The sequence below is a fragment of the Paraburkholderia suaedae genome, assembly GCF_040812055.1.
Lineage (GTDB): Bacteria > Pseudomonadota > Gammaproteobacteria > Burkholderiales > Burkholderiaceae > Paraburkholderia.
On sequence record NZ_JBFOAH010000038.1, the window covers coordinates 38,847 to 54,890 of the forward strand.

Sequence of the window (16,044 nt, forward strand, 5' to 3'; positions counted from 1 at the left end):
TTCAAACACCGGTTCTGCTAGCCACAACACAAACCGCGCATACAGTTTTTTCATGTCAGGCAGCCTCTCTGTTAAGGCGGGTAGCGCTCCACTCCCGCTCCTTAAGAGCGGTGCGGACCAGCCACTCGATCATGCAGATCAGTCGCAGCACGACTCGCGCATACACTCGTTTCATATCAAGCTACCTGAGGTTGAAAGATCGCCTTCTCACGCACGGGCGCGTCTGCAGCGAACAACTCCGGTTTCGTGAGGCGAAGAAGTTGAAGTCGTGCACGCGGGATTCCATTCCGGCGCCACTGCGACACGGCCGCGGGGTCGACATCAAAGAGGCGAGCTACATCGCCTGTGCCGCCAAGGCAGTCGATGATGCGGCTTGCTTCCGAGTTGACGTTGGATTTGCTCATGCCCGAATTTAAGCACACTTAACTCTAGAAGTGAAGTGCACTTAACTGCGAGAGTTTAGCCTGCTGAAATGAATGACTTAGACACCTTCGTAGGGCGCCTGATGCACGCAACCAAAATCCGCGAGACGGAGCTGGGTGCACCCATTGGGAACAAGGAGATTGCAGCGAAGGCTGAAATCTCCCCATCGGCCGTATCTCAGTGGATGCATGGGGATGTGAATACCGAGAATCTCAAGGCGGCTCACGTTTTCCGCGTTGCGCGGTTTCTTCGTGTGCGGCCTGATTGGCTTTGGGATAAACGCGGGCCTATGCGCGACGCATTGGACGAGCTGCCAGACTCGGCGAAAGGGCTGCTCTCCGATCTTAAGAGGGCGACGTCAATTGGCGTCGCTGAAATCGCCATTCCTGCTATGCAAGGCGCATTAACCGCCGTGCTCAAGCTGCAAGAGCAGTCTCAAGCTCAGCTGCTTGACATGAATGCCCCAACCCCTCCAGCGGGCTCAGGTTCCAGTCGTAAACCGCGGCGTACTTAAAGACCCCGACATCGCCCGTGCGCGTCGCGTAACCCCTCACCGGCGCTCTAAGCATCTCCACATCCCAATCGAAATCCGGCGTGTCATGCCGACCAACAACGCGGACAATCATGCCTATATGAGCTGGATTCTTGCAGCGGCTAATAATCGCAATGCTGCCCGGCCCCACGCCAGTTCTCGCTTCTCCTGCCTGCCCTCTCATCCCAGCTTCCCCGCGTTCTCGTCTTCTGCGCATTAAATACTGTATGAATGTACAGTATGGCGCGTAGAAAGCTTTTCGTCAATTTAAGCACGCTTAATTTTTCTTGCCGGGATGAATTAAGTGTGCTTAAATTCGTCTCACGCACTCAGCTTTGAGCGGGGCGTTTCAAGTCGGCGCGGCGACTCTAAATAGCCCGTATCGGATCGTCCCCATGTGTGGTTGACCCGAGACGCTCCACTGAAAGCTGGCTGGAATATCCACAGGAGATGTGCATGAATCGCACCGCTTGCGACAACGATCTGCTGGCCGCTTGCTATCACGTGCATGGCGGCTTGATCAAGGCCTTCGGAATGATGCTGGTGTGCGGCGCTGCAGTGGGTTGCGTGTGGTTCCTCTGCGTCGCTTACCGCGCCGGGGCTCTGTGATGCGCGATCTCAAATTCTGCCTGCGCATGTGCGCCGCCTTTGTAGTGATCATCCTGATTCTCGGCATCACAAAGAAATGGGACGACGCTGATACCGAACGTGTTCGCGTGTCGATGCATAACACCTGATCCCGTAAAGGCTCACCCATGGTCTCGATCATCACATTCTGGTTAGCAGTCCTTTCTTCCCTATGCGTTGGGGCGGCGATCGGGAGCATGGTGGGCGGCATGAATCGCACAGCAAGGGCGCACCACAAGGCCTTCGGCGAACACGAATTCGATGCGCACTATCCGCGCGTCGGTGATTAACCCGCAGTCCTTCACAACACGGAGTCAAACAATGAAGAAGGCCTTCACACAAACCCTGATGGAACTGCGCGGGGGCGCTGTCGTCGAGGAAGCAACGAACGAACTAAACACCCTGGTCGCAATGGTCCGCGACACCGGTAAGGCCGGAAAGATCACGATCACCGTCGAGGTTAAGCCGTTCGCCAAAGTGCAGGACGCGCTTGAAGTGACCGGCAAGGTAGTCGCGACGCTGCCGAAGGAAAAAGAGTCGGCCGAAGTGTTTTTCCCGACCGTCGAAAACAACCTGTCGCGTCACAGCGAGCGGCAGACCGAATTGCCCGGCATCTCGCTTGCCGATTCCCGCTCTGTTGCGCACGGCTAACGCCCGCACAACCAACCTCACCCTCTACATCACACGGATAACCCATGCTTAAAGACTTCCAAGGCGAAAAAGACGCCGCCGCTATCCTCGCAGCTGGCATCTCGCTCGCCGGTCCGCACAAGAGCCCCCTCAACGACGGCGTGCCGTTTGTGGTCGTGCCGGAAGGCTACAAGGTCGAGCACCTGCTCGAACGCGACGAAAGCCCGGCACGTGCTGCTGGCGTTGTGAAACTTCGCGACGCCAACAGCTTCGTGTCTTACTTCAACCGTCAGAAGCGCCCGGAAAGCCTCATCTACGCGTCGCTCGACCCCGCGAAGATTTTAGGCGTCGTCGATGACCACCTCGCGTACGACGATGCGCTGTCGGGTGACCATTGGGCGAAGGGGGCCAACTGGCGCGGGTATCGGCTGGAGTTCGCTGTTCCGGCGTCCCGCGAATGGAAGACGTGGACGGGCAAAGATCGCCAGCCGATGACCCAGCTCGAACTCGCGGAACTGATCGAGGACAACTTGCCGGACATCGTCAGCCCGGACGGCTCGACCATGCTCAGCGTCGCGCTGAATTTCGAAGCCAGCAAGGAAGGCAATTTCGTCTCGGCAACTCGCCTCCAGGACGGCAGCACCAACTTCGTCTGGAAGGAAGACGTCAACGCGACTGGCAACAAGATCGCGATGCCGTCGCAGATCACCCTGTCGATTCCGGTTTTCGAGAACGGCGCGCCCTACTCCGTCGACGCCCGGATCAAATACCGCGTGCAAAACGGCACTCTGAAAATCTGGTACGAGCTGGTGCGCCCGCACAAGGTGCTCGAAGTCGCGTTCCGCGCGATCTGGTCTCAGATCGAAGAGCAAACCACCACGAAGATCCTGCTCGGCTCACCCGAGTAACCGGTCCGGCCGCACCGAAGGCCGCGGCTTTGTGGGACCTGTACTGGCCCACTCTTTTTGGATACCTGACATGCGCTTTTTCATTGTTGGCGACATTTGCCTCGAAGAAGTGATCGGCGAGCCAGTCGAGTTCGCAGAGGCGCCGGGCGAGATCTACGCGGTGCACCGCCCGCACATCGGCGATACCAATGCCATCTGCTACTGGCACGTTTCTCATGTTGAGACCGGCGTTCGGCTCAGCATGGGCGACTCAATCGACTTCGCAATTGAAAACGGCCGCCGCATCTTGGCGGGAAAGGCGCCCGATCAGATCAAAGGTGCTCTGGATTCTGCGCGCGCCCGCACGGCTGAAGCGAGGAGTCGCCTGCCGATTGGTCCGCTCGTGGGCGGTATCGCCATGAAGGTGGCGCCGTGAAGGAACGCCCGATCCTTCTCAGCGGGCACATGGTGCGCGCTCTGCTCGACGGCAGCAAGACACAGACGCGTCGCGTTGTGAAGCTGCCGCACAACAACCCGCTCGGCCAGTGGGAGCCGACAACCATTGGCGGTGAGAACGGCGGCCGTACGGCTGCCTGTGAAGCTCTGCCGTTGCAAGGCGGGATCTGGCACACACGCACGGGCGATAGCCTAGTGTGCCCGAACGGCCAACCCGGTGACCGTCTGTGGGTGCGCGAGACGTTCGCTCACATGTACCGCGGCAACGCCGCCCCCGAATCGAGGCGCGACGATGACGTGGTCTACAAAGCTGACGGTTTTACTCCCGACGAATACGTCTATGGCTCGTGGAAGCCGTCCATCCACATGCCGCGCTGGGCGTCGCGTATCACGCTCGAAGTCACCGGCGTGCGCGTCGAGCGGCTACAGGACATCAGCGAGCAAGACGCCATTGCTGAGGGCATCGGCAAGACAGCTTCCGGCTTCTGGAGCACCTACGGTCGAAGCGGCGTGGATGGCACTTACTCGCCGCGCAGTTCGTTCCACTGCCTTTGGGAATCGATCAATGGCCCCGAAGCGTGGGACGCCAACCCGTGGGTGTGGGTCGTCGAGTTCAAGCGAGTCATTTGAATGACCGCCCTCGAATGGTTCGCTCTCTCTGTATTGGGAGCGATAGCGGTGGGTGTGGGGATGGGCTGGTTGCATGCACGGAGGAAGAAGTGAGCGAGAACAGCAAAATCGAGTGGACCGATCACACGTTCAATCCGTGGGAAGGTTGCCAAAAGGTCGGCCCTGGCTGCGATCACTGCTATGCCGAGACGCGCAATGCACGTTATGCCGGCGGCACCGCGATCAACTGGGGACCGGGCGCGCCGCGGCGCCGCACGTCGGCCGCCAACTGGCGCAAGCCTCTGCACTGGAACGCGGTGCACGGCAATTTCCTGTATCAGCACGGTCGCCGGCAGCGCGTGTTCTGCGCGTCGCTCGCCGACGTGTTCGATAACGCTGTGGATCCGGCGTGGCGAGCGGACCTGTTTGAACTGATCAAGCAGACGCCGAACCTCGATTGGCTGTTGTTGACAAAGCGTATCGGCAACGTCCCGTCGATGTTGACCGAGATCGGTATCACGCACCTGCCGTGGAATGTGTGGCTCGGTGCGACGATCGTCAATCAAGCGGAAGCCGACCGTGACATCCCGAAGTTGCTCGCCGTGCCGGCGCGCGTTCGGTTTTTGTCGATGGAACCCTTGCTTGGACCGGTCGATCTTCGCCCCATGATTGGACCGTGGCATGTGCCGGGTAAGTTCCAGTCGCTGATTGATTGGGTCATCGTCGGCGGCGAGAGCGGCCACGGCGCGCGCCCGATGCACCCAGCATGGCCCCGCATGCTTCGCAACCAATGCCAAGCCGCTGGCGTCCCGTTCTTATTCAAGCAGTGGGGCGAGTGGACAGATGAGGATTGGGGCGAGCGCGCCGGCCTGCGCGATACCGCAGGCGTACTGCCATCCGGTGAATTCCTGTTGGCAACCGAAGGCTACGTGCCTCCATTCGATGACGGCGCGCGGCTCGCAGCGGCCGGCAACGTCCGGCTCGACGGTCGCATGCTGATGGATCGCGTCGGCAAAAAGTTGGCTGGCCGCCAGCTCGACGGCCGCACGCACGACGGTTTCCCGAAGGCATGACCGCTATGCCCATGAGAACGCAACCGGCATTACTCGCAGTCACGGCGACCGCTACTGCTGCGTGTCTGTCCATCCTCGCAGGCTGGCAGCGCGGCGGATGGGTTGCAGAGCGCGCGCTGTGGATCGCCGTCGGCGCCGTGCTTGCTGTGGCCGCTCACCTGCTCCCTGCCCTCTGCCGTTCGCATGGCTGGCGTATCCGCGTGCTCGGCGCCGTGCTGTGGCTCGCCTGCATGGCGGCTACCTGCTACGGCCATGCGGTTTTCTTCGTGATGGCGCAAAAGCATGCCGGCGAGCTGCGGGCCGGGGCCGTCCCGGTGGTCGTGACTCACAGTCGCGGCCTGGGGCAGATCGCCGCCGACCGCGCCGACGCCGTGGCGCGACTGGCTCGTGTCGCCGAACGCCGCTGCGGCGACTGGTGCGCAACCGTCCGGATCGAGCGCGCGACGCTGGCCGCGCGACTGGATGCCCTGGACGTCGAAGCGGCTGAAGCGAAGCGCGCCGAAGCTGCGCAGGACCGCGCCGCCGCCGCGCGCGCCGCGGCGATGGCTGACCCGGTGACTGGTGCGCTGACGGCGTTCGGCCTGCCCGTTGCGCACGCCGATCTGATCGCCGGCCTAGCGTTCGCCGCCGTGCTCGAAGGTGTCGCCTGCTTCGCCTGGCTGCTCGCGCTCCAATCGGACGACGTGGCTGAAATCGCGGTAGCGCCCGCCCCGCAAGGCAGTAGCGCCGAGTCAGTCACGGCAGTAACGGACGCCAGTAACGCAGTAGCGGCGACGGAGTCAGCTGAAATCGAGAGTCCTGATGACGTTACCCGTGTGCGGGAAGCAGTCGCCGCTGGCACGCTGCGAGCGACCGTGACCGAGATCCGGAAGTTTCTCGGCTGCTCGCAGACCAAGGCTGCGGACATCCGCAAGCAGGTAGTGCCCACATGAAACTTGATTGCTCGGATTGCATACACAGCACGAGCGGCGAGCACCCGAAGTGCCGGCATCCGAGAAATCTCAGAGCCGACCTGTTTGACGAATACCCAGTTTTCCTGCTTGCCGAATCTCACAGGGCATTCGGCGGTGAAGATGAAGAACGTATGCCATCGATCTGCGGGAAGTCCGGGCGATGGTTCGATAACGGGGAGAAATTGAGTACACCATGACCACTCATACAGACCCAGTGCCGAGCCTGCTGCCGTGCCCGTTTTGCAGCGGCAAAGCGGAAATCGAAACGATTGAGAAAGACTGCTTCGGCATCGGCTGCCCGAACTGCGATTTCCAGTTGATGAACGGGCCTTGGGCGATCGGCTGGCATCGCTCGAAGCACAATGCGGCGACCGAATGGAATCGCCGCACCGAATTCAAGAAAGCGGTTCCAGTTGCAGGCTACGACTGGCTATCGAGACGGCGCTTCCGTCAATTGGGGTGCTCGTCTATCCACTCGTCGATCAGCATCCGCGCTTTGAACTGCATTTCCATGGAGAGAGTGAGCATGCTCCTGTTAAGTCTGCGCGCCTGGTGCTTGAACATGGGTGGACTGCGCTTGCATCCCGGCCCTTCCTTTCGCTCGAAGGTGAGCTCGCAGACCCAGTGTGTCGGGGTCTCATGCAGCGCTATGTAGATAGTAAAGCCGCGGTATGTCTCCAGCTCGTGGGCAATCATGTGGCCCTCTCTAGCCTGGTTTATTTTTGATGAATCAGTTATGCATTTTAGTTAACCACCCAAAGAACGACCGCAGCCTTATATGCGCCTATTCCGCCATAAGCCGATTCGGAGCGGCTTCTGAAGGCGCTTTTATGCGTATCGAATTAAGCAGACGAGAAAATAAGATGGACGAACTTTGCAAGCTCAACGAGTGGGTGATTGAACTGGCCGAGCCGCTCGAAGGCGAAGTGTTCTCTGCCGCTTCATCTTCCGGTGAGCAGGAGGTCGGCTCGTGAGCGCAGTTATCAGCCCTTGCGGCACCTATCGCTATCGCCTGACGCGGTCCGCTGAATCCTTGGCGCCGATGAAGTCGACGGCGCTTTTCGTCATGCTCAACCCAAGCACCGCCGATGCGCAGCTCGACGACCCGACGATTCGCCGCTGCCGCGGCTTCGCGAAGCTATGGAACTGCAACGGCCTCGCGGTTGCAAACCTCTACGCGCTGCGCTCGACGAATCCGGCGGCACTCTGGACGCACCGTGACCCGGTCGGCCCCGATAACGACGACTACCTGTGGAACTTTGCCCGCGAGTGCGGCGACGTTGTGTGCGCATGGGGATCGAACGCCAAGCCCGAGCGGGCCGCCCGCGTCGCCAGCATTATGCTTGACGCCGGGGCGCGCCTTTGGTGCCTTGGGACGACGAAAGACGGCTCGCCGCGTCATCCGCTCTATGTCCGGGCCGATCAACCGCTGCTCGAATGGAGCCCACAGCCATGACCGCCTACACCCTCACCTGTTTTCGGTCAGAGCTGATCGATATATACACGCGCATACGCGTCGGCAGCGTCTCGCGCCTGAGGCTCGGTATCGAAGAAGCCCGGTACGAGGTGCCGGTCCAAAATAGTCTCCTCAGTTCCGTCAAGCGCTTCTCTGACGAGCCTCAGCTCACCCTGCCATTGCGAAGCATCCGGGCCCGCCGAAGTGGCCGAGATTTCATACCAGTAATTAAAGTACTTCGTGCGCGGAGGCATGTCGCCCTCCCTGTTTCACGGATGATGATAGTACCGGCGATAAGTTCAACAACCCCGTCAATGCTGCCCGGCGTTCAAAAACATCCAAATCTGGCGCTCCGGCGGCCCGGCGAGAAGGCGCGCAAACACGCCGCCGCAGCGCAGGCAGGTGTAGTGCTCCTCTACTCGTGCATCCTTCACGGCGCCCGCGCCATTGAGCGTCAGGTCTTCGTGTGGCGCTACGGCGGCCGGCTGTCCGTAAAGGTCAGCGCAAGGCGAGCAGGGTTGAATCCAGAGTCCCATTTCGAACAACTAGAGCTGTGGTCAGCCGTTGTCGGCACCGGAAGCGCCTTTGAGAATCATGTCGACGCGCCGCTTGCCTTCGACATACCCCGCCTCTCGGGCTGCTTCTTCACTGCGGAAAGTGGCGACAAGTTCCTGGAAGCGAATGCTTTGCCCAGCGAGGTGGGCATCGGACCCGTGTCGACAGATGTAGGCCGAGTAATGCCACAAGGTGGTCGGGGCCGGGGGACCGTATGCAAGGATCGGCAGGACCCAGACTTCGTATCCGTTGTGTTCGATCTTGTCCCACATGGCTGTCTCCATCGTGATTTTCGAGAAATCGCAGCACGCTGCCTAAGCGCCATGCTGGTCGCACCACTGGATGGCCCAACGCTGCGCCGCCTCGAAAGCGTCCGCGTCGGAGCGATAGTCCCCGAGGTCGCCCGAATACTTCACTTCCACGAACTCGCCACCCGCCGAGGGCCGCTGGTAGATCCTTGCACGAGCGTAGTAACGGCCACCTTCATCGAGAGGCGAAGCGTCGATGTGGAACTCCTTGTAGTCAAACTGCATGGCCGTCTCCAAAAGATTGCTCTACTCGTCGTCGCTCCGGACAAGCTTTGGTCGCCCCGTCGCATCTTCATCGAGTCCGGATTTGCCTCTCGGTTCGAAGGTGCTGATTCAGACGCCCGACGCAATGGCTGGGACGCTAACCCGTGGGTATGGGTCGTCAAATTCAAGCGCATCTGAACTGAGCCATCTGCAAGGAACTGCTATTTACCAGTCTGACGCAGGACAAGCGCCCCGCGCTGACGCCCAAGGCTCTCGAGCTGGTTGCGTCGCTTGCATAAAGGGCAAATGAAATAGAGGCCGAAGTCGTCGATGCCGGGCTCGACCAACTTGGTCGGAATCTCTTGACGGCAGCGGATACATAGCCAGAACCCGGTATCGGTCATGACCGCCTCCCATCGGGCAACAGGACACGAGAAATCAACGATAGGACAGATTCGCGCAATACCCAAGACACAACGGATCAAAGGGCGGTTGCCCGTCCACGAGGAGTTAAAAACAAAATGAACCTACACATTACCGAGAAGGCGCTGAAAGAATTCGTCATGCCGGCGGGCAGGAACAAAGTAGTGGTGTTTGACCAGGAGCAGTCCGGCTTTGCAGTCAACATCACTCACCGGGGCACCATGAGTTATGTCATGGTCTATCGCGACGCGACCGGTGTCCAACGGCAGGAAAAATTGGCCCGCGTCGGGGATGTATCGGCGAACGCTGCCCGCGCACTGGCCAAAGCGCGCCTCGCAGAGTTGGAGCTGAGCAGAGGCGACTCAGCACGTCCTCGCCGGAAGTCGTTCCCAACGATGGACGCTTTCTTCTTCGATACGTTCTTACCTGCGGTGAAGAACACAAGCCGGTCCTACCGGGCGCATGCATCGATCTATCGGAACCACATCCAGCCTGTGTTCGGCAAAAAGCGTTTGGATGAGGTTAGCGGGCACGACGTTGTTGAGTTCAACACCGCTCTCAGAGAGAAGCTAGTAGCCGGCGGCCGCTGGAAAACGCAACCGGATGCGCGCCTCTCGGACGGTTCAGTCAAGCGCATCCTCATTCTCCTACGGCACATTTTCAACGCGGCGATCCGGGACAAGAGTAATACGCTGACCGAGAACCCGAGCCACGCGCTGCAGCTCACCACGGTCCGCAGGGTGAAGGGGCGGTTTTTGACGCGGTCGCAACTGGAAGCACTTTTGATCGCCGCCTCGGAGTCGGACAATGACAGCCTTGCTGACATTCTTCGTGTCATGGGAGCCACCGGGTTGCGAAGGGAAAACGTCCTGGCGATGAAATGGGAGTGGCTGGATGAGGCCAGAGGTACGCTGACAGTGCCCGCGGAGTCCGACAAGGCAAAGAAGGGTTTCGTCCTACACCTTTCCGTCGGCGTCCTAGAACTGTTACATGATCGTCGGCAAGCCGCCGCGGGGCCGTGGGTCTTTCCCAACCCGACCACCGGGAAACCCTACACATCATGTCGATCCGCCTGGGTAACCGCGCGGAATAAGGCCAATCTCGAAGGTCTGCGAATGCACGATCTCCGGCATACGTACGCATCGATGATGCTGGATTCAGGAGCCGACATAGTTGACGTGCAGCAAGCGCTGGGACACACCCAACTGAAAACGACCGCGGTTTATCTGCATCTGACTGAGGGCCGAAAGCGCGCAAACGCGAACGCAGCTGCGCATGCAACCGGCCTTTTTAGATGAGTGCGCGCTGCAGAGAAAGCACCTGCCAAGCCCCGCTTCTGCGGGGCTTTTTCTTTTCTCGAACAGGTATGGACGGAAGATATTTGAGATTCGCTGACTTGCTGACTCAGGCTCCTTCCTCCGCTAACTGCCGTGGCATCAGGTGTTGCGACAAATCTAATTTCATCTTCCGGTTGATTCGGTCAGCACTACTACTGACTCACGGAAATTCATCAAAATAGGTAAACGAAATCAACCATGTAGATAGGGGTATTCGGTACGCTCACTACGGGTGTGGATAGCATCACGGGCACGACCGGCAACACCGTGTTCAATGCTGACCAGACCACACTGAGCGCTGCTGACACGGTCAAGGGTACCGGCGCCAATAACGTCTTCAACTACACGGATAGCGGCACTACCGGTGGCAATATTGCCGCTGCGCAAGTTAGCGGCGTTCAAACCATCAACGTTCGGAACGTCAACGGCACGGCCGCCACGGCAGGAACCAAGGAAGCCGCTACGGTGACCTTTGGTGCGGTGACGAACGGTCAAACGGTTACCCTCGGTGGCGTGACGTTCACTGATGGCGGTACTGGCTCGACGGGCGCTCAGGTGGCTGCATTTTTCGCAGCAAACTTGCCGGCTGGCTACACAGTGACGTCTTCTACCGGCTCGACCCTAGTGTTTACTTCTACGGCTACCGGCAACGTTCCTAACCTGACTCTTGGCGGAACCGGTGTAGCAACGCAATCCATCGTTGTTGTTGATGGCACTGCAGGAGTTGGTTCCACCGGTGTTGCCGACGTTATCAACGCTAGCAACTTTGCAGGCGCAACCGCCTTCAATTCCAACCTGTCGAGCAATGACCTTACCGTCAACAATCTGGCTACTGGTCAAAGCGCTGGTCTGATCGGCAACGGTACGATGACGAACGGCAACCTGACGGCTAACTACGCCGCCGCCGTTACTGCGGGCACGCTCAATGTGTCCGGCGGTACCAAGGGTGGTGCTATTACGGAAACCGGCGCGTCGCTGACGTCGACAACCATCAACTCGACTGGCGCAGCGAATAAGCTGGGCGGCTTGACGTTGGCTGCGACCAACACGGGGCTTACGATCAACGCATCGACGAACCTGACGACCGGCGCTATCAGCGACGCAGCACTGAAAACCGTCACGGTTACCGGTGCAGCGGCTCTGGTTGATCTGTCGGGCGCAGCATTGTCCAGCACCGTGACGACCGTTGACGCTTCGGGCATGACTGCAGGCGGCGTCAAGTTCACGAACGGTAGCGCAGGTCTGACGTTCAAGGGCGGCGCAAACAACAACTTCGTATCGACCGGCGGTATCGTGCTCAACAGCACCGCCTCGGTCAATGCGGGCACGGGTACGGGCAACACGCTGGACATTACTGCCATGGGTGACGTGGCAACGGCAGCGGTTGGCGCTCTGTACAAGGGCTTCAACACGCTGCAAGTCGAGAGCGGTGTCGCGCAAGACGCAAGCCTGCTGGCGGCAAACAACACCATCACGGCCGCTGTCGTGAATGGTGGGGCGATAGCTGGTGCTGCTACAGTGACGTCGCTGACCAACCTGGCATCAGGCGCAGGCGTGACCATCCAGAACTCGGCCAACGCTACCGCAGGTGCAGTCAACACGATTGATTACTCGAACGCAGGCAGCTCGCTGACGCTCGGCATCAAGGGCGCGACAACGGTTGGTCAGATCGACACGCTCAACGTGACGGTCAACGACAGCGTCGCTGCAGGCGCTGCTGCCGGTTCGTCGATCGTGAAGGTGGGTGCACTGACGGCTGCAGGTATTGAGAACGTTGCGTTCCACGTGGTCAATGCTGGCGACACGCTGAATATCAGCGCGCTGACCGGCATGGGTGCTGCTTCCAGCATCACCTTCGACGGCGCGGGTGCCGTATCGCTGACGACGGGTGCAGTCGCACCGGCCGCCAATACGGTCATCGACGCTCACAGCCTGTCTGGCGCGTTCACGCTCGACGCATCGCTCGCAACGACCAATGCTCTGGCAATCAAGGGCTCGGTTGGTGCGAACACCATCACGCTGCAAAACACCGCAGTGGCTGGTGACGTCGTTGACCTCTCGGCCAACGTCAAGGGCGGCAGCACGGTCAACACCAGCAGCACCAGTGCGACTGTTGGTACGGGCAACGCGACCATCACGTTGGGAGCTCACGCTGCTGCAGACACCATCAACGTCACTGATGGCGCGTTCATTGACGGCGGTACGGGCGCGTTCTCGCTGGTGAACGGCTTCTCGCTTGGCTCGACGGCTGCTACGTCGGACATCCTGAAGTTCTCGACGGCGACCAACACTGCTATTACCGAAACGATTGCAACGGCTGGCACGTTCACCGCAGCGCAAACCGGCGTGGCAAATCTGACGGCGACGACCGCGAGCGGCCTGATTACGTTCGCAGGCTCGGCGCTTTCGACGGCGACGGTTGCTCAGCTCATCAGCGCCGCAGAGAAGGTTGTGGTTGGCGCTATTGACACGGTTGCAGCCTTCGTCAACGGTGGCAATACCTACGTGGTCGAATCGACGCACGGCGGCACCTTGGGCGCAGCTTCCACGCACGTTGTTGAACTGGTTGGCGTGAGTGCGACGTCGATTGGCACGGCAGCAGGCGCCGGTGTTGTGCATATCGCCTAATCTGTATCCACCCATGCACCGCTTACGTAGTGAGCGGTGCCGGTGAACCAGATGAACCCCGTCTCTCACAAGGAGGCGGGGTTTTTCGCTTTAATGAGAACGTCCTTTCCAAGTAACTCCATGTCCCTACCCGAATACATCACGCTCAACGGCACCAACTACGCCACGGCGAAGCTGCCCGAAGAAGCTCGCATGCAAGTGCAGAACATCCAGGTTGTCGACGCTGAAATCGGTCGCCTGCAACAGCAGCTTGCCATCGCGCAGACGGCACGCAACGCCTACAGTGCGGCGGTGGTGAATGCCATCAAGGTTCCAGCCTCAGAGTCACCAGTTCCCGAAAAGAAAGCCCGCAAGCCACGCAAGCCGAAGGCTGAATGACGGACGCAAGGCGGCACAACCGCGGAACCCGCGCAGGGTGCCGGGGCGCGTAGGCAAGTTCGATAACTGGGTGAAGTTTTCCGCAACCGCATCATGCGGCCTTATCAGGCTTTTATAAGTTTCTAATTTATCTATGTCGCTTACAGGAAGACCCGGTCCACGGGCGAAAGCATGATGCCGCGAATACTCATCCCGACCGGCCGCTGGAAGGTTGCCGTCGACTCGCCCAACGATCAGTTCACCATCCGCCTATGCGGGCGGGCGTTCCCGAACGCCTGGAGAGTCGAACAGCATGTCGAGACGGTCCTGCTCACGCGCGACCAGGCGCAAGAACTCGTCTCCTCGCTGAATATGGCGTTGCTGGAAATGGAATTGCAACGGGCGGCCGACTTGGCGCGGGCCGCCGAGGGTGCCGGATACCCGCCGTAATCGCTGCACCAGCCCGCGAGGCCGGCCAAAAGCTGGCAGTCAAGTAGTGTCTAGGGACAGGTGATGAGAAGAGCGTGAGATCTCATTCGTTCCACAAAAAAAGAAACGTTTGAGGAATGAATGAGCCACTTTCAGCGCAGCGCGATCGCCCTCTTCTCAATTATCATCATCGGCAGCATTCTCTCTGCCCTGATACCGCCAATGCAGTCGCCCGACGAGATCGGACACACCGATCGGGCGTATCTGCTTTCGATCCTGTCGCACACCAGGACCTTGCCGCAGCTATCGACCGGCGGTGACGTTGACGACGCTTTGCAGCAATACCAGGCCACGTGGGCTCAAGCGCTCGCTGCGAAGCCAGACGCGAGGGTTAGCCGCGAGACGGCCCAGCAAACCTCGAAAATCAGGTGGGCACATGAACGTGATTACACAGGCCTTTCCGGCGCGGCCCCGTATTTCCCACTCGGGTACTTGCCTCAGGCCCTTGGCTTTCGGATAGGACAGACGCTCGATCTGGGCGTCGGCACGTCCTACCGGCTCGCTAGATTCGCAGCGCTGACGGCGGTCGCAACGATCATCGCTTATGCGTTTAGCATCTTCCCACCGAATGCGCTGGTGATATGCCTGCTTGCGCTGCCGATGACCATGTTTCAAATATCAAGCGCCTCGGCCGACGGTATGTCATTCGCGTGGACTGTTCTTGCCGGTAGTCTCTTCCGCGTCGGCATGCAACGCGATGAAGTGTTCTCTGCCTGGAAAGGAGCGCTGCTAATTCTTTCAGCGTTCATGCTGGTCACGAGCCGCCCGCAAATGGCTGGCGTCCTCGTCCTGCCATCGGCTGTGTTCTTGGTCCGCAATGACAAACGTGCCCTCGTCGCATCCGTTGTCAGCTCGGTGGCGGCCGTAGGATGGGTAGGCTACGCTATGTCTTCGAATGTCGATTTTCGTTTGACGCGCTCTGTGACATCGAAACAGGCTGTCGAATTTTACGCACATCACCCATCTGATCTGGTGGGAATCACATGGCGAACTGTCACCGACCACGCCGTTATCCGCGATTACTGGCGCGAGTTCGTCGGCATCCTGGGGTGGCTTGACCGGCCGATGCCCGCCGTCGCATACGAAGTCGCGGGCGCTGCGCTGGTTTGCGCGGTCGCAATATCGTTCTCCAGGCGAATTGGCGGCGCCACTCGGGCGCTGGCGGTAATGGCCGCGATGCTAGCTGTCCCGCTAACGTTTATGGCGCTCCTGATGTCGTGGACCGATCTGCCTGCTGACGTGATCAATGGCGTGCAGGGGCGATACTTTATCGCGCCAGCCCTCCTTGCCGCATGCGTCCTCGGCGCAAGGGATACGAGCAAACGGCGCAACTGGGCCGCACTCGTTCTCTCCGGTGCCTTCATTGCGTTTTCGACCACGATGACGGTCTCGACGCTGCTATGGAAGTACTACCTATAAGACCAAAGATGTCAACGAATACGAAATTGACTAGCACCTTGGAAACCATCCTCAAAATAGCGGCAGTCAAATTGGCACTCGTCGAACAGTATGTCGAGCCCGTCGTACTCACGCAGGACCAGGCGCCACAACTGGTCTCGTCGCTGAATATGGCGTTCCTGGAACTCGAACTGCAGCGGACCGCCGACCTAGCGCGGGCCGCCGAGGGTGCGGCATCCCCGTCGTAATCGCTGCACCACCTGGCGATGCTGGCAAAAAGCTGGCAAACCGTTTTGCTTGGCGGCGCCCGACCGCTCTACCGTCATTCGAACTCGCAGCAGATGAAGGGCCGCTTCCGAGGTGAATGAAAGACTATTTCCGGACGTGGAGACCTCAGGGAGGGGGAACTTTGGCGATCATCCGCTCTGGATAGGCGACTTCCTGCTTCACTCGATCCCACTCTTCCTTGAGGATGGCCGTCGTTAAACTATCCGATTCGGCAACCAGCGTCTTTACGCGAAAGATGGCGTTCAGCGTCTTGGCGTCCTCTCGAATACCGGCCCATTTCCACATAATCGTAAGCGACTCAGCCCGGCCGTTTCCCCGTTCACGCGCGCGTGGGGCACGATGGTGATGGCGTGATGGAGTCCGTGTAGATTATGGGAGATCGTGTCCGCGATCCGCGATCGTGGACACGAT

24 protein-coding genes are annotated in these 16,044 nt (G+C 59.7%); 18 read left to right on the forward strand and 6 right to left on the reverse strand.

All coding sequences use genetic code 11. The features are described 5' to 3' along the window. Positions 1-176: 176 nt before the first annotated feature. Entirely contained in the window at positions 177-404 is a 228-nt protein-coding gene (locus tag ABQJ48_RS33055) for a Cro/CI family transcriptional regulator (protein ID WP_367842136.1), read from the reverse strand. Positions 405-472: 68 nt separating this feature from the next. Here ABQJ48_RS33055 and ABQJ48_RS33060 point away from each other — a divergent pair, with 68 nt between their 5' ends. The 12 genes from ABQJ48_RS33060 (at position 473) to ABQJ48_RS33115 (ending at position 7,646) form a co-directional block, all read left to right on the forward strand. Then, positions 473-937 carry a helix-turn-helix domain-containing protein gene (locus ABQJ48_RS33060; protein ID WP_367842137.1) on the forward strand — a complete coding sequence of 155 codons (465 nt, stop codon included), beginning with the start codon at positions 473-475 and terminating at the stop codon, positions 935-937. A 474-nt stretch (positions 938-1,411) separates the two neighbouring features. After that, positions 1,412-1,564 carry a hypothetical protein gene (locus ABQJ48_RS33065; RefSeq protein WP_367842138.1) on the forward strand — a complete coding sequence of 51 codons (153 nt, stop codon included), beginning with the start codon at positions 1,412-1,414 and terminating at the stop codon, positions 1,562-1,564. Further along, positions 1,564-1,692, forward strand: a complete 129-nt coding sequence (locus ABQJ48_RS33070) for a hypothetical protein (protein ID WP_367842139.1) — start codon at positions 1,564-1,566, stop codon at positions 1,690-1,692. Before ABQJ48_RS33065 ends, ABQJ48_RS33070 begins: the two co-directional genes overlap by 1 nt. Positions 1,693-1,843: 151 nt before the next feature. Then, positions 1,844-2,233 carry a hypothetical protein gene (locus ABQJ48_RS33075; RefSeq protein ID WP_367842140.1) on the forward strand — a complete coding sequence of 130 codons (390 nt, stop codon included), beginning with the start codon at positions 1,844-1,846 and terminating at the stop codon, positions 2,231-2,233. A gap of 44 nt (positions 2,234-2,277) precedes the next feature. Beyond that, the gene (locus ABQJ48_RS33080) at positions 2,278-3,120 is read left to right on the forward strand and encodes a DUF2303 family protein (protein WP_367842141.1); all 843 of its coding nucleotides are present in this window, start codon (positions 2,278-2,280) and stop codon (positions 3,118-3,120) included. Between the two features lie 70 nt (positions 3,121-3,190). Beyond that, complete coding sequence (locus tag ABQJ48_RS33085; protein ID WP_367842142.1) at positions 3,191-3,535, forward strand: hypothetical protein; 345 nt, start codon at positions 3,191-3,193, stop codon at positions 3,533-3,535. After that, positions 3,532-4,185 (forward strand): hypothetical protein, encoded by a 654-nt coding sequence (locus ABQJ48_RS33090; RefSeq protein WP_367842143.1) that lies wholly within the window; start codon positions 3,532-3,534, stop codon positions 4,183-4,185. The genes ABQJ48_RS33085 and ABQJ48_RS33090 overlap by 4 nt, the downstream gene beginning before the upstream one ends. Before the next feature lie 89 nt (positions 4,186-4,274). Then, the gene (locus ABQJ48_RS33095) at positions 4,275-5,237 is read left to right on the forward strand and encodes a phage Gp37/Gp68 family protein (protein WP_367842144.1); all 963 of its coding nucleotides are present in this window, start codon (positions 4,275-4,277) and stop codon (positions 5,235-5,237) included. A gap of 11 nt (positions 5,238-5,248) precedes the next feature. Next, positions 5,249-6,169, forward strand: a complete 921-nt coding sequence (locus ABQJ48_RS33100; protein WP_367842145.1) for a hypothetical protein — start codon at positions 5,249-5,251, stop codon at positions 6,167-6,169. Positions 6,170-6,404: 235 nt separating this feature from the next. Further along, positions 6,405-6,845 (forward strand): Lar family restriction alleviation protein, encoded by a 441-nt coding sequence (locus ABQJ48_RS33105; protein ID WP_367842146.1) that lies wholly within the window; start codon positions 6,405-6,407, stop codon positions 6,843-6,845. Positions 6,846-7,020: 175 nt separating this feature from the next. Then, positions 7,021-7,164 carry a hypothetical protein gene (locus tag ABQJ48_RS33110; protein WP_367842147.1) on the forward strand — a complete coding sequence of 48 codons (144 nt, stop codon included), beginning with the start codon at positions 7,021-7,023 and terminating at the stop codon, positions 7,162-7,164. Then, entirely contained in the window at positions 7,161-7,646 is a 486-nt protein-coding gene (locus ABQJ48_RS33115; RefSeq protein ID WP_367842148.1) for a DUF1643 domain-containing protein, read from the forward strand. The genes ABQJ48_RS33110 and ABQJ48_RS33115 overlap by 4 nt, the downstream gene beginning before the upstream one ends. A gap of 26 nt (positions 7,647-7,672) precedes the next feature. On the opposite strand, the gene ABQJ48_RS33120 is transcribed toward ABQJ48_RS33115, so the two are convergent. The 4 genes from ABQJ48_RS33120 to ABQJ48_RS33135 all read right to left on the reverse strand — a co-directional run bounded on the left by ABQJ48_RS33120 (position 7,673) and on the right by ABQJ48_RS33135 (position 9,117). Then, positions 7,673-7,900 (reverse strand): hypothetical protein, encoded by a 228-nt coding sequence (locus ABQJ48_RS33120; protein ID WP_367842149.1) that lies wholly within the window; start codon positions 7,898-7,900, stop codon positions 7,673-7,675. Positions 7,901-8,203: 303 nt separating this feature from the next. Beyond that, positions 8,204-8,473 (reverse strand): hypothetical protein, encoded by a 270-nt coding sequence (locus tag ABQJ48_RS33125; protein WP_367842150.1) that lies wholly within the window; start codon positions 8,471-8,473, stop codon positions 8,204-8,206. A 42-nt stretch (positions 8,474-8,515) separates the two neighbouring features. Then, the gene (locus tag ABQJ48_RS33130) at positions 8,516-8,734 is read right to left on the reverse strand and encodes a hypothetical protein (RefSeq protein WP_367842151.1); all 219 of its coding nucleotides are present in this window, start codon (positions 8,732-8,734) and stop codon (positions 8,516-8,518) included. A gap of 200 nt (positions 8,735-8,934) precedes the next feature. After that, the gene (locus tag ABQJ48_RS33135) at positions 8,935-9,117 is read right to left on the reverse strand and encodes a hypothetical protein (RefSeq protein ID WP_367842152.1); all 183 of its coding nucleotides are present in this window, start codon (positions 9,115-9,117) and stop codon (positions 8,935-8,937) included. A gap of 117 nt (positions 9,118-9,234) precedes the next feature. Between ABQJ48_RS33135 and ABQJ48_RS33140 the strand changes: the two genes are divergently transcribed. The 6 genes from ABQJ48_RS33140 (at position 9,235) to ABQJ48_RS33165 (ending at position 15,593) form a co-directional block, all read left to right on the forward strand. Further along, a complete protein-coding gene (locus ABQJ48_RS33140) occupies positions 9,235-10,434 on the forward strand; it encodes a tyrosine-type recombinase/integrase (protein WP_367842153.1) in 1,200 nt (399 codons plus the stop codon). Positions 10,435-10,707: 273 nt separating this feature from the next. After that, the gene (locus ABQJ48_RS33145; RefSeq protein ID WP_367842154.1) at positions 10,708-13,101 is read left to right on the forward strand and encodes a beta strand repeat-containing protein; all 2,394 of its coding nucleotides are present in this window, start codon (positions 10,708-10,710) and stop codon (positions 13,099-13,101) included. A 120-nt stretch (positions 13,102-13,221) separates the two neighbouring features. Next, the gene (locus ABQJ48_RS33150; protein ID WP_367842155.1) at positions 13,222-13,479 is read left to right on the forward strand and encodes a hypothetical protein; all 258 of its coding nucleotides are present in this window, start codon (positions 13,222-13,224) and stop codon (positions 13,477-13,479) included. Positions 13,480-13,650: 171 nt separating this feature from the next. Continuing rightward, positions 13,651-13,908, forward strand: coding sequence for a hypothetical protein (locus tag ABQJ48_RS33155; protein WP_367842156.1), 258 nt, complete (start codon positions 13,651-13,653; stop codon positions 13,906-13,908). 120 nt (positions 13,909-14,028) lie between these two features. Then, positions 14,029-15,366, forward strand: coding sequence for a DUF2142 domain-containing protein (locus tag ABQJ48_RS33160; RefSeq protein ID WP_367842157.1), 1,338 nt, complete (start codon positions 14,029-14,031; stop codon positions 15,364-15,366). A gap of 26 nt (positions 15,367-15,392) precedes the next feature. Next, positions 15,393-15,593, forward strand: coding sequence for a hypothetical protein (locus tag ABQJ48_RS33165; protein ID WP_367842158.1), 201 nt, complete (start codon positions 15,393-15,395; stop codon positions 15,591-15,593). 145 nt (positions 15,594-15,738) lie between these two features. On the opposite strand, the gene ABQJ48_RS33170 is transcribed toward ABQJ48_RS33165, so the two are convergent. Continuing rightward, positions 15,739-15,918, reverse strand: a complete 180-nt coding sequence (locus ABQJ48_RS33170; RefSeq protein ID WP_367842159.1) for a hypothetical protein — start codon at positions 15,916-15,918, stop codon at positions 15,739-15,741. Between the last annotated feature and the right edge of the window lie 126 nt (positions 15,919-16,044).